The 12,754-nt window shown below is 66.0% G+C and carries 11 protein-coding genes; 3 read left to right on the top strand and 8 right to left on the bottom strand.

Features of this window, described 5'->3' with window-relative positions:
* Positions 1–146 precede the first annotated feature (146 nt).
* The 3 genes from AC1VON_RS27045 to AC1VON_RS27055 are packed head-to-tail and all read left to right on the top strand — an operon-like array spanning position 147 to position 3,891.
* Positions 147–620 (top strand): (2Fe-2S)-binding protein, encoded by a 474-nt coding sequence (locus tag AC1VON_RS27045; RefSeq protein ID WP_483125469.1) that lies wholly within the window; start codon positions 147–149, stop codon positions 618–620.
* Positions 617–1,600 (top strand): FAD binding domain-containing protein, encoded by a 984-nt coding sequence (locus AC1VON_RS27050; RefSeq protein WP_483125470.1) that lies wholly within the window; start codon positions 617–619, stop codon positions 1,598–1,600. The genes AC1VON_RS27045 and AC1VON_RS27050 overlap by 4 nt, the downstream gene beginning before the upstream one ends.
* Positions 1,597–3,891: a xanthine dehydrogenase family protein molybdopterin-binding subunit gene (locus tag AC1VON_RS27055; RefSeq protein ID WP_483125471.1), complete on the top strand. Its 2,295-nt coding sequence runs from the start codon at positions 1,597–1,599 to the stop codon at positions 3,889–3,891. Before AC1VON_RS27050 ends, AC1VON_RS27055 begins: the two co-directional genes overlap by 4 nt.
* A gap of 57 nt (positions 3,892–3,948) precedes the next feature.
* On the opposite strand, the gene AC1VON_RS27060 is transcribed toward AC1VON_RS27055, so the two are convergent.
* The 8 genes from AC1VON_RS27060 to AC1VON_RS27095 all read right to left on the bottom strand — a co-directional run bounded on the left by AC1VON_RS27060 (position 3,949) and on the right by AC1VON_RS27095 (position 12,685).
* On the bottom strand, positions 3,949–5,082 hold the full coding sequence (locus tag AC1VON_RS27060; protein WP_483125472.1) for a hypothetical protein: 1,134 nt from the start codon (positions 5,080–5,082) through the stop codon (positions 3,949–3,951).
* A 156-nt stretch (positions 5,083–5,238) separates the two neighbouring features.
* Positions 5,239–6,108 carry an outer membrane protein gene (locus AC1VON_RS27065; RefSeq protein ID WP_483125473.1) on the bottom strand — a complete coding sequence of 290 codons (870 nt, stop codon included), beginning with the start codon at positions 6,106–6,108 and terminating at the stop codon, positions 5,239–5,241.
* Between the two features lie 253 nt (positions 6,109–6,361).
* Positions 6,362–7,243, bottom strand: coding sequence for an EamA family transporter (locus AC1VON_RS27070; RefSeq protein ID WP_206681922.1), 882 nt, complete (start codon positions 7,241–7,243; stop codon positions 6,362–6,364).
* Positions 7,244–7,380: 137 nt separating this feature from the next.
* Positions 7,381–8,877: a sulfatase gene (locus AC1VON_RS27075; RefSeq protein ID WP_172349527.1), complete on the bottom strand. Its 1,497-nt coding sequence runs from the start codon at positions 8,875–8,877 to the stop codon at positions 7,381–7,383.
* A 93-nt stretch (positions 8,878–8,970) separates the two neighbouring features.
* Positions 8,971–9,939, bottom strand: a complete 969-nt coding sequence (locus AC1VON_RS27080) for an aliphatic sulfonate ABC transporter substrate-binding protein (RefSeq protein WP_483126388.1) — start codon at positions 9,937–9,939, stop codon at positions 8,971–8,973.
* A 27-nt stretch (positions 9,940–9,966) separates the two neighbouring features.
* Entirely contained in the window at positions 9,967–10,725 is a 759-nt protein-coding gene (locus tag AC1VON_RS27085; RefSeq protein ID WP_172352921.1) for an ABC transporter ATP-binding protein, read from the bottom strand.
* A 29-nt stretch (positions 10,726–10,754) separates the two neighbouring features.
* On the bottom strand, positions 10,755–11,558 hold the full coding sequence (locus tag AC1VON_RS27090; RefSeq protein WP_483125474.1) for an ABC transporter permease: 804 nt from the start codon (positions 11,556–11,558) through the stop codon (positions 10,755–10,757).
* Entirely contained in the window at positions 11,555–12,685 is a 1,131-nt protein-coding gene (locus AC1VON_RS27095) for an ROK family transcriptional regulator (RefSeq protein ID WP_172349525.1), read from the bottom strand. Before AC1VON_RS27095 ends, AC1VON_RS27090 begins: the two co-directional genes overlap by 4 nt.
* Between the last annotated feature and the right edge of the window lie 69 nt (positions 12,686–12,754).

A 12,754-nucleotide genomic window follows, 5' to 3' on the forward strand; every position in this document is an offset into this window, starting at 1 on the left:
TCCAGTGGAGCTTTTTAAGGGGCTGAACGCCCGAAGGGCAGGAAGCGACAGCGAAGGGCCGGACGGCTGGAGCTAGACCCGCCGGCTGCCCCGCCCGCGCAACATGATCAACCGACTTCGCGTCAAGCAACTGGAGCCAGACGCCCATGACGAAAATCCCCGTCCATCTCGAGATCAACGGCCATCATCACGAATTGCAGCTTGAGCCGCGCGTGACGCTGCTCGATGCCTTGCGCGAGCGGCTCGGCCTGACCGGCACGAAGAAGGGCTGCGACCACGGCCAGTGCGGCGCCTGCACCGTGCATGTCGACGGCGAGCGCGTGCTGGCTTGTCTCACGCTGGCGGCGCAGGCCGAGGGCCGCGCCATCACCACCATAGAGGGGCTTGCACGGGAGGGCGAACTGCATCCCGTGCAAGCTGCCTTCCTCGAGCAGGACGCCTTCCAGTGCGGCTATTGCACGCCGGGCCAGATCATGTCGGCGGTCGCCTGCATCCGCGAGGGCCACGCCGGATCGGATGAGGAAATCCGCGAATACATGGCCGGAAATCTCTGCCGTTGCGGCGCCTATCCGCACATCGTCGCCGCCGTGCGCCAGGCAGCCCTGGAGGTCGCATCATGAGGGATTTTTCGTATCTGCGCGCCACTTCGGTTGATGCCGCACGACAGGCCGCTGCCCTGCCCGGCGCCATGCTGCTTGCCGGCGGCACCACACTGATCGATCTTGCCAAATGCGGCGTCGCCGAACCCGACACGCTGGTCGACATCACCCACCTCAAGGGGCTCGACCGGATCGAAGTGGGCGAACACCGAGCCACCATCGGCGCGCTCGCCAGAATGAGCCATGTCGCCGACCATGCCGACATCCAGAGCGGCTTCCCGGCCGTGTCGGAAGCGCTGTGGCAGGCGGCGTCGGCGCAGATCCGCAACATGGCGACCATCGGCGGCAATCTGATGCAGCGCACGCGCTGCCCCTATTTCCGCGATCCCTCGAACTTTTCCGCCTGCAACAAGCGTGAGCCAGGCAGCGGGTGTTCGGCGATCGGCGGCGTCACCAGGGGCCACGCCGTGCTCGGCGCCAGCGAGGCCTGCATCGCCATGTATCCCGGCGACCTCGCCACCGCACTGGTCGCCTTCGACGCGATGGTCCATCTCGGCGATCGCCGCATCGCGGTCGACGACTTCTTCCTGCTGCCCGGCACCACGCCCGACAGGGAGCACGCGATCGAGCCGGGCGAAATGATCACGGCGATTGAGATCCCCTCATCCGCCGCTGCGCGCCGTTCGACCTACCTAAAGATCCGGGACCGGCAATCCTACGAATTCGCGGCGGCCAGCGCGGCCGTAGGGCTCGAGCTGGAAGCCGATGGGCGCACCATCCGCGACCTGCGCGTGGCGCTCGGCGGCGTCGCGACGAAGCCGTGGCGGGCGCGGGCCGTGGAGGCCGCCTTGATAGGCAAGGTGCTGGAACCGGCCGCTGTCCGCGCGGCCAGCCTGCTTGCCGTCGAAGGCGCCGTCGACCATGGCGCCAACCACTACAAGATCGAACTCGCACCGCGCGTTGTCGCGCGGGCCATCCTCAAATTGGGAGAGACGGCATGACTGTCCACGCAAGACATGGCGACGCCTCGGATGGCGCGCTGGCGGAAGCCATAGGCGGGCGGCTGTCTCGCGTCGACGGCCCGGCCAAGATCACCGGTGCGGCCAAATACGCCGTCGAGCAGCAGCTCGAAGGCCTCGCCCATGCCGTGCTGGTCGAAAGCACGATTGCCTCCGGCAAGGTGCGCGCGATCGACACCGCGCGGGCAGAGGCGGCGCCGGGCGTCCTCAAGGTGCTCACACCGGACACCATCATCAGCCTGAGAACCGCGTCGGACTGGTTCGGCACGCCGCCGCCGGACAGGCCTTACTGCCCGCTGGCACGCGACATCACGTTTTCAGGCCAGCATGTCGCCGCCGTCGTGGCCGAAACCTTCGAGCAGGCGGTCGCCGCGGCGGCGCTGGTCAAGGTCAGCTATGACGAGACGCCTTCCATCGTCGACCTCAGCGACGGCAAGGCCGGTGACGGCATCCCGATCGACGCCATGACCAAGGAATGGGGTGATGCGGCCACCGCCTTCGCCTCGGCGCCGGTGCGGATCTGCGCCGCCTACAACACGCCGCGCGAATACCAGGCGCCGATGGAGCCGCATGGCCTGATCGCGCGCTGGGAAGGCGATCGTCTGACCGTGTGGGAGCCCAGCCAATGGCTGGACGGCATGGCCCGCACCTATGCCGAATGGTTCGAAGTGCCCTTCGAGAATGTGCGGCTGGTCTCGCCCTATATTGGCGGTGGCTTCGGCTCCAAGGCGCTGGCGCTCGGCCACGGCGCGATTGCCGCGAGTGCGGCCAGAATGCTGGGACGGCCGGTGAAACTGGTGATGACGCGGCCGCAGACTTTTACCGGCTATGGCGGCCGCGCCGCGACCCGGCAGACGGTGACGATCGGCGCCGACCATGACGGCGTGATCCAGTCGATCGTGCATCGCGGCGTCAATGAAACATCCATCGACGGCATGTGGGTCGAGCCGCTGGGATCTGTCACCTCGATCATGTACGCGACGCCGAATTTCTCCTCGAAGCAGAATGTTGTGCGGGTGAATTCCGTGGTGCCGGGCGCCATGCGCGCGCCGGGCGAAAACCCCTCGGCCTTCGGCATCGAGAGCGCCATCGACGAGCTGGCCCACGAGGTCGGCATCGATCCACTGGAGATCCGGCTGCGCAACTACGCCGAACAGGATCCGCACGCCAAAAAAGCCTGGTCGACCAGGCAGTTGCGCGAGGCTTTTGCCGCGGGCGCCGAACGCTTCGGCTGGTCCAAACGGACACCCGAACCGCGTTCGATGCGTGACGGCAATCAGCTGATCGGCTGGGGTGTCGCCGCCGGCACCTATCCGGTCCGGCGCGCCTATGGCGAGGCGGTCGTGCGTATCCTCGCCGACGGTTCGGTCGAGGTCGAAAGCTCCTCGATCGACATGGGCCAGGGCACCTACACCATCCTGGCGCAGACCGCCGCCGAAACGGTCGGCGTGAGCGCCGACGACGTGGTGGTGAAGCTCGGCGACTCCCGCTTTCCCCGCGCCGGCGTCACCGGCGGCTCGCGCCTGGCAGGCGTGATGACGGGTGCGGTCTACAAGGCGGCCACCTCGGCGCTCGACCAGCTGGTGGGCTTGGCGATCAGCGACCCGCGCTCGCCCTTCCACACGCTGCAGGCAAACACATTGGTCGTCGCCAATGGCCGCATCGGCTCGCCGCGCGGCGATGGCCCCGATGTCTCGATCGCCGACCTGCTCAAGAGCGTGGGGCGCGACCGCATCGAGGCGACCGGCGACACCATGCCGGCCAATTCGACCGCCGAGGACCGCTACAAGAACTACACCACCATCGCCATGGCGCTGCCGCACACCGAAGGCGACTATTCCCGCCACTCCTGGTGCGCGCATTTCGTCGAGGTGCGCGTCGACGAGGATTTCGGCACGGTGCGTGTGTCACGCGTGGTGTCGGCGCTGGATTCCGGCCGGCTCTACAACCCGAAGCTCGCCGAGAGCCAGTGGAAGGGCGGCATCATCATGGGCATCGGCCAGGCGCTGTTGGAAGAAGGCATCGTCGACCGCCGCCACGGCCGCATCGTCAACAACAACCTCGCCGACTATCTGGTGCCGACCAATGCCGACATCCCTGACATCGAAGTCATCTCGGTCGGCATCCCCGACCTGCATTCCTCGGTGCTCGGCGGCAAGGGCGTCGGTGAGCTGGCGATTGTCGGCGTGGCGCCGGCGATCGCCAACGCGGTGTTCCACGCGACCGGAAAGCGGGTGCGGGACTTGCCGATCACGCTGGAGAAGCTGATTTAGGGCCGCAACGGCCCTCTCGTATCGCAACGGGAGGGCCGTCATCCCGGCTCCGTCGGCCTACCCCGGAATATCCCAGTTCGATCGTGTCAGAACATCGGCGGGAGGAAGAATCTCTTCTGTCTTGATATCCCGGCGCTGGATCTCATCGGCGACAAATTCCTCGGATCCCCACTCGCCGCTTCTGATTTTCAACGGGATGCCGTCCTGCGTGAGACAGTGGTGAAGGCTCCCGTCCGCCATATTCGGCGTCATGTCGAACCATGCGCACGGCTCGCCCATAACGCCGCTGTTTTTACCGGTTCTTGTCGGGGTGCCAGCGCTGCCACGACCATCGGGAAAGTAGATTCTCTGTCCAGGCAGGTATTTCTGCAGCATAGAGAGCCGTTCGAACGCGCCACCTTTGAGCGTATTGAAGGATAGTTGCTGCCCCGTCTTGTCGTTCCAGATGACGAGATATCGCCGCCCGTCAGCATACGATCTCTCATCATAGGTCCAGGCACCGTGCCGGCGTACTGTCCTTGTCGCCCCTTCGGAATGCATGTGGAGGGCATAGTCGGGAAACTGTTCAACGGCGGTTGCGCCCTGCGCCGGCTGGTCGTCGAAATGCAGCCATTGCGCGACGTCGAGCAGATCGGCGGGCGGCCTTACGTCCTCGGCGGGCACAGGCCGGCGCTCCAGCCTGACCAGCGTCACCTGCTCCTCCGGCGAACCATTGTTACCCAGCACCTTCGCGCCGATCTCGATCCCGTCGGCTGTCAGGCAACTCAGCCATTGTGGCCCGTTCTTCATCCTGTCCGGATCGCCGCGCAGGAGCTTCAGCACAGTGCAGGACTCGCCGGCATGTATTTCTGTTTGCCCCGTCTGGCTTGTTCCGCGCACTCCAAGCGACGATGCGGGTATCTCACGGTAGATCAGGACAGACGAATAGCTTGCCTGTGGATGTGAGCGGATGACGATCGATGTCTGTTTTGCCGGATTTCCATAGATGGTCTCTTGCTGCTGGTCGACACGCACCCAACCGCCATGCTGTATGACGATCCGCGTTTGCGGGCCGATTGATTTTCCCCAAATCTCCTGGACCGTCATGGTCGCGACATAGTCGGGGACATCGGCCGAGGGCGCATAGGGCATGCCGCCTGCCCACGCCGGGGAACTTGCCAGAACGAGGCCCGCCATGATCGATCGTTTCATCATGGCTCTCCCCTCGCGCCATATAGCTGCTTGGCCGCACGATTTCCGGCAACAGCGGCTATTTTGCGACCGGCGGAACGGGTCGAGCTCGGAGGCGATGTTTCACGCTACCGGCAAACGGGTACGCGACTTGCCGATCACGGCGGAAAAACGGATTCAGGATGCGACGTCGAAGCTGCTGATCCCCTCCAAGGGAGATGTCGCCGAAGGCGACAGAGGGGTCGTCGCGTTAGAGCGCCGACCCCGTCCGCGGCAGCAGGCCGAGCCCCCCGGCCCCTTGGCCCGCCGGCCATCTCCCGAGGGAGATTTGCAGTTCAAGCGTCCGAACTTGTAGCTGAGGCCTACCCGGACATCGTGCGTCTGCAGGTCGACGTTCGTCTCCGTGGGCAGGCCGGCTGCTATCGACAGATCCTGGCTGCCGAAATCGGAGTAGCGGTATTCGGCCCGCGCGATCCATCTGTCGGTGAAGGCATGCTCGATGCCGGCGCCAACCGTCCAGCCGACATGGCTCTCGTCGTGGAACGGTATCTCACCGCCGGGGCCGGCGCTGATCGCGGTCACTTCATATTTGGCCGCGGCCACGCCCGCGGTGATGTAAGGCAAGGTCCGGTCGAACGCATAGCCGGCCCGCAGCCGCGCCGACCCCGACCACTTGAGTTCGCTCTTGAGCAACGTATTGACGCCACCGCCGCCAGCGTCGACGCCTGTCAGCCCATCGGCATTGCTGTAGGCGATGTCGGCCTCGGCGCCGATCACGAAACTGTTCGCCATCTGGTAGTTGGCGCCGATATGGATGCCGCCGATAAAACCGTCCGGATCAAGCGGCACGTTGAGGTCGGATCCGCCGCCGAAGCCGCCGCCAGCGATGAGGAGATTGGATTTTCCGGCTGCGTAGCCGGCGTCGACGCCGGCATAGAGGCCGGACCAGTCGTAGCCGGCAACAGGCGAGACCTCGTTGATGTCGGCCGCGCACGCCATGCCGACAGGCGCCAGAATGAAGGCCGTCGCGAGAAGAATGATTTTCATGTTTGTCTGCCGCCCCATATGTTGTGGTCCTCGCCACGAAAATACTCCGTGGCGATCCAGGTGTGGTCGAGGCCCCCGATGTGGCATTGTCCGTGGGCTGCGTCTTGGGCTGGGTCGCACCGGAATTGTCCAGGAAAGCGACACGCCGCTTTCCCGATCAGTGTGACCATTCAGCCGCAGTCGATCGGCGCGAACGCGGCATTGGCCGTCGTGACACCGAAGGCGCCGACGAGGACGGGGGCGCTGCGGCACCCTACTCCGGCGACGGCACCGGTGGCTTCGAGGTCAGCGCCGTGCCGGCGGCGGCCGCGATGACGGCGGCGATGCCGGCCAGTTGCGCCAGGCTCAGGCTTTCGTGCAGGAACAGGAAGCCGGCGAGCGCGCCGAGCCCCGGCTCCAGGCAGGTCAGCGTGCCGTAGATGCGGGCCGGCATCCGGGTCAGGGCCACCATCTCAAGGAAGAACGGCAGCGCGCTGGAAAACAGGCCTACGAGCAGGGCACCGACCAGGATCGACGGCGCCAGCAGGCCCGTTCCGGCCTCGGCGATGCCGAAGGGCAGCACCAGCACGGCGGCGATCGCCATCCCGTAGGCGGTGGTGCGGGTGCCAAGCTGGGCGCCCGTCTTCTGCGCGAGCACGATGTAGAGCGCCCAGAAGCCGCCGGCCGCCAGCGCCAGCATCACCCCGGTCGGATCGAGCGGCTGCAGCGAATGAATGAAGGGCGACAGCAGGACGATGCCGGCCACCGCCAGCGCGATCCAGGCAAAGTCGCTGGCGCGCCGCGACGTCAGCGTCGCCACCAGCAGCGGCCCGGAAAATTCGAGCGCCACGGCGACGCCGAGCGGGATCCTGGAAAGGGCCGCATAAAACAGGAGGTTGAGCGCGCAGAGCGTCACTCCATAGGCGGCGAGCCAGGGCAAGTTGGCGCGCGTCGGTCGCATCTGCCAGGGACGCAGCACCACGATCAGCATCAGCGCGCCGACGACCAGCCGCAGCGTCGTCGTGCCTTGCGCACCGATCACCGGAAACAGGGTCTTGGCGAAAGTGGCGCCGATCTGGATCGACACCATCGCGCCCATCAGCGCCGCGACGGGCAAGGGCGCCGCTTCGCGACTGGCAACCGGCATCGATGTCACTTGGTGCTATCCTCCGTGCCACCGGGCGGAAGCCCTCTGGCGCATCGGGATAGGCCGGACCGAACCGCCTGTCGTGAGACAGAGCGCAGCGTTTGATGGGACACGGCCAGGCGTGCCGCCGGCCGCGGGCTCTCCCCTCAGTTCAGCGACTGGCGCCGCGGCGGTGGCGCCGGGTGACGCTGCTCGAGCTGCGTCGCCGCCGCCGCGCGACCCGTCCGGCGCAGCCTTTCAAGATAGCCCGGCAATTCGCCACGGCAATGGAAAGGCCCGCCTTCCTTCATCACCGTGACCAGCGGATCGACGTCGCTGTCGCCGCGGACGGCCATGGCGCCGCGCCAGTCCTCGAGCAGGCGGCTGGCGTGATCGACGATGTCGGTCCGGGAGCCGGAAAGATCATGCTGCTCATGCGGGTCCTCGCTGAGGTTGAACAGGCTGACCGGGCCGAAATCCTTGTAGCCGTCATGGTAGGTGCGCAGCATCAGCCAGTCGGCCCCGTCGCGCCGGAACCGCACGCCGCGCTGCACCGCCCATGCGCCCTGGCTCAGCACCAGGAAGTCGCGACCGCCGTCCTGGCCGGCGGCGAGCGCGGGCGCGAAGGAGCGCCCGTCCCACAGCGCCGGCACGCTGCCGCCAAGCCGGTCGATCAGCGTCGCGGCCCAGTCGAAATGATAATGCAGCCCGCGGTTGACGCCGCGCATGTCGTCGGCGCCGGGCCAGCGGATGACCAGCGGCACGTTGCAGGTGAACTCGTCCGCCGTCTGGTGGTCGCCCCAGACATTGAGCTCGCCAAGGTTTTCGCCATGGTCGGCGCCGATGACGATGATGGTCTGGTCAAGCAGGCCCTGCCGCTTCAATTCCTCGACGATGAGCCCGACATGGTGATCGGCGTAGAGCACGCCGGTATCGTAGCCGTCGAACCAGGCCTTGACGGTGTCCATGTCGCTGATCGGCGACGGCATGCGCCGGTATTTCGATCCGCCCGGCTCGACATCGAAGCCCGAAGGCTCCTGCGGGCTGTGCGGGCCATAGCCGGCATGGCTCTTTTCGAACACCGCCTGGGTCATCCAGTCGGGAAGCGGTTGATCGGCGAAGGGATCGCCGAAGGCATCCGGTGCGCGATAGGGCGTGTGCGGGTCCCAGACATTGACATGCAGGAACCACTTCTTGGCCGAGCCGTTGCGCTTCAGCCAGTCGAGCGCCAGGCCTGAGACCTCGTCGGCGTTCTCCATGCCGGCCTTTCCCGGATTGATGATCTCGTTGAAGCCGGCATACCAGTGCCAGCAGCCATGCCGTTCGCCGAAACTGCTGATCGTCGTGGTGTGGTAGCCGAGATCGCGCAGCGCCCGCATCCAGCCCTCCTCGTAAAAGGTGCCGGCCCAGGCCCTTTCGGCGCCCTCGCGGAACGGCTCGCAGGCGGTTCCGCCATGGCCGACCACGCCGGTCCGCATGCCGTGGCGGCCGCTCCACAGCGCCGTGCGCGAGGGATGGCAGGGCACATCGGAAACATAGATGTTCTCGAAGCGGATGCCGTCGCGAGCAAGGCTGTCGATGACCGGAGAGGTGTTGCGATGGTAGCCGTAGCAACCGAGATGGTCGCGCCTCAGGCTGTCGATGTCGATGTAGAGAACGTTCATGGATGGCTCGCCGCTGGTGGTATGATTTTCAGAAGGCGGGTCCCGGTTCGGAACCGGGACCCGAGATTGCAAGGGATGGTTTCCGGGCCGGCTTCAGGCCGCGATATACTGATCGCCTAGGTAGTAATCCTTGGGATCGAGCGAGGTCTCGAACTTGCCGAAGGTCTTGAACAGCTCGTTCATGGTCGCGAACCAGCCATTGACCGTGCCGTCCTTGGTCAGCTTGATCAGCTCGGCCGACGTCATGAAACGGCCGTAGCCGGCCTCCGTCTTCAGCTGGTCGGCAGGGATGCCCAGTAGCTTCGAGGTGATCTCGATCGCCTTGCCCTGGTTGGCGGCGCGGAAGTCCTGCGCGTCCTTGATGGCGCGGACCACGTTGCGCACGAGATCGGGATTGCCCTCGATAAGGTCATTGCGGGCGATGAAGACGCTCGGGAAAGTGGTCTGCGGATAGAAGTCGTCATTCTTGGCCAATTCCACCAGATCGGGAACGGTCTTCTGGATGATGCCGACGAACGGATACCAGATGCCGGCCGCGTCGACCTGCTTGGAAGCGAAGGCCGCCACGATGGTGCTGGGGTCCATCTGCACGATGTCGAGGTCGGTCATCGCCATGTTGGCCTTGCGCAATGCCAGCCGCAGCAACATGTCGCCCGACGTGCCGGCGGCGATAGCCACCTTCTTGCCCTTGAGGTCGGTGATCGAGGTGATGCCGGCCTGGGCGATCACCCGGTCGGAGAAGCCGACATCGTTGACGGCGATGATCTTGGCCTTGCCGGTCGCCGGCAGCCAGAGCGCGCCCGGTCCGAGATAGCCGAATTCCAGGCTGTTGGCGCCGAGCGCCTGCACCTGGATCGGCCCATTGGTAAAGACCTTGATATCGGCATCGACGCCGTGCTTGGCGTAGAACCCCTGGTCCGCGGCGACGCCGGCCACGCTGGCGCCCCAGAAATCGCCGTTATAGCCAATGCGCGCCGCCATTCCCGCTGCCTTGGCGGGAACGCCGGAAGCGGCGAATGCGGCCAGTGCCGCCGATGATGCGATGAAGTTACGTCTTGTCAGTGTCACCATACTCTCCTCCTGTCACTGTCACTGGTGGTAAACGGCTTGCCAGACGCGATTGCGGATGGCCATGAACGCTGCCGAAAGCCGGATTTCCTCGGTTCTCGGGTAAGGCAAAGGCACGTCGATGATCTCCTTCAGCCGGCCGGGCCGCGCCGCCATGACGATGACGCGGTTGGCGAGGTAGACGGCCTCGTCGACATCGTGGGTGATGAACATCACGGTGCGCCGCTCCCGGCTCCAGGTGTCGAGCAACTGGTCCTGCAACTGCACGCGGGTCAGCGCATCGAGCGCGCCGAACGGCTCGTCCATCAAAAGGATCGACGGGTCCACCGCGTAGGCGCGGGCGATCGCGCAGCGCTGCTTCATGCCGCCCGACAGCGTCTTGGGCAGCGCGTCGGCGAAGTCGCCAAGTCCCACGAGGTCGATGAAGCGCGCGGCGATTTCCCTGCGCCGCGAAGCCCCCTCGCCCTTGACGCGCAGCCCGAACTCCACGTTCTGGCGCACGGTTAGCCAGGGGAAAAGCGCGTATTGCTGGAAGATCATGCCGCGCTCCGGCCCAGGTCCATCGACCGCCTTGCCGTCGACCAGCACGGTGCCCTCGCTCGGCGTCAACAGGCCGGCGGCGATGTTGAGCGCCGTCGACTTGCCGCAGCCGGACGGACCGACAAGGGTGACGAACTCGCCGTCGGCGATGTCGAGCGACAGCCGGTCGAGCGCGAGGAAGGCGTTGTCCTTGAGGTCGAAGCGGCGCGTCACCTTGTCGAAGACGATTTTTGGGGCAATCTTTGGCTTTGGGGCGATCTCGGGCGGCATCACACGCGCTCCTGCCAGACGGTGAGCCGGCGTTCGATCACCAGCAGGATGCGGTCCATGGCAAGGCCGAGAACGCCGATGGTGATCAGGCTGACGAAGATGGTAGGCAGGTCGTAGTAGAGCTGCGCCTGCTGCATGCGGAAGCCGAGGCCGGTCTGCGCGGCGATCAGTTCGGCGGCCACCAGCGTCGCCCAGGCCGATCCAAGCCCGATGCGCACGCCGACCAGGATGAACGGCGTCGAGGCGGGAATGATGACGCGCAGGAAGATCGTCATGTCCCGGGCGCCAAGCACGCGGGCGGCGTTGATCATCGTCTTGTCGACGCTGATGACGCCCTGATAGGTGGCGACGACGCTGGCCAGGAAGGACGCCAGGAAGATGACGAAGATCTTCGGCGTCTCATCGATGCCCATGGTCACGATCGCCAGCGGAATGATGGCAAGCGGCGGGATCATGCGGAAGAACTGCAGGTAGGGCTCGATGAGTGAACGCGCGACCTTGTACCAGCCCATGACAAAGCCGACCGGGATCGCCAGGACGACGCCGAGAAGGAAGCCGGTCAGCACCCGTGCCAGGCTGGAGGCGATGTCGGTGGCGAGCTGGCCGCTGGCGATGACGTCGACAAACCTTGCCGCGACCTGCGGCGGCGGCGGCAGGCCGACCGCCCCGCCTGCCGTCAGCGCCCACCAGATGGCGATGCCGGCGACGAGGCCGCACAGATTGAGCGCGAGGCTGGAGTAATCGACGCCCTGGCCTTCCGGCTGGGCATTGCCTTGGCGGGTCGTCTTCGATGCCTCGCTCATCGCGACACCCCCGAATAGAAGAAATGGTCGAGCGCCGCGGCGGAGGCGCCGATGGCGCCGGCACCAGGGCCAAGGCTCGACCGTTCGATCCGCAGCACGTCGCGCATCGGCGGCAGGACGCGTGGCGGAACGCCGGCCCGGATGTGATCGATGAAGCTTTCCGGCGCTTCGGCCAAATGGCCGCCGAAGACGATCAGGTCCGGGTTGAGCAGGTTGGTCGCGGTGGCGATCGCCGTCGTCAGGTGCCTGAGGGCCGCGCTCCACACGTCCGGATGCTTTTCCACCGCGGCCAGCAGGTGCCGGGGATGAGGCGTGTCGACATGCGCGGCGCGGGCCAGTGCGCGTTCGGACAGGAAGGTTTCCAGGCAACCCCTGTTGCCGCAGGCGCAAAGCTCGCCATCCTCGATCACCTGGACATGGCCGAGTTCGACGGCGCCATAGCCGCCGGGGCGGAACGGCATGCCATTGATCACCAGGCCGGCGCCGAGGCCGGTGCGCAGGTAGATGTAGAGCAGCGCGGTGGCGTCGCGCCCGATGCCGTAGCGCGATTCCGCCAGCGCCATCGCGCTGACATTGTGCTCGACCACGACCGGCATGCGCAGCGCCGTTTCCAGCTCGTCGGCGAACGGCACGTCCTTCCAGTCGTAGTTGACGGATTGCAGGTTGCGGCGGCGCTTGGTGTCCACCGGCCCCGGTACGCCGAGACCGAGGCCGATCAGGCGGGACCGCTCGACCCCGGTCTTTCGGATCAATTGCTCGACGGTTCGCACCACCTTGCCGATCACATCGGCGGGTTCGCTGGTGGCGGTGTCGAAATGCTGAGAGGCCATGGCTTTCGACGCGGCCCTGAGATCGGTGATGGTGGCGTCGATGGTGCCGGCGCCGATATGCACGCCGACCACCGACAGCGCATCCGGCACCAGCGCGACACCAATGGCCGGCCGCCCGACCGGCGCGTCGCCCGTGGCCGCCTGGTTGAGTTCGACCACCGTGCCTTCCCTCAGCAGATGGGCCGTCAGATGGGTGAGCGCGGTAGGCGAAAGCGAGGTACGCCGCGCCAATTCGGCGCGCGACTGCGGGCCGTCATCACGCAGGATGCGCAGGATGGCTCCGTGATGGGCGCCCATGTCCTTCCTCCCTATTATTTTCTAATGTTAAGAAATTAATTAGGCCTGTCAAGCAGACGGACGGCAGCG

The sequence above is a fragment of the Mesorhizobium sp. HAY1-8B genome (assembly GCF_056868045.1).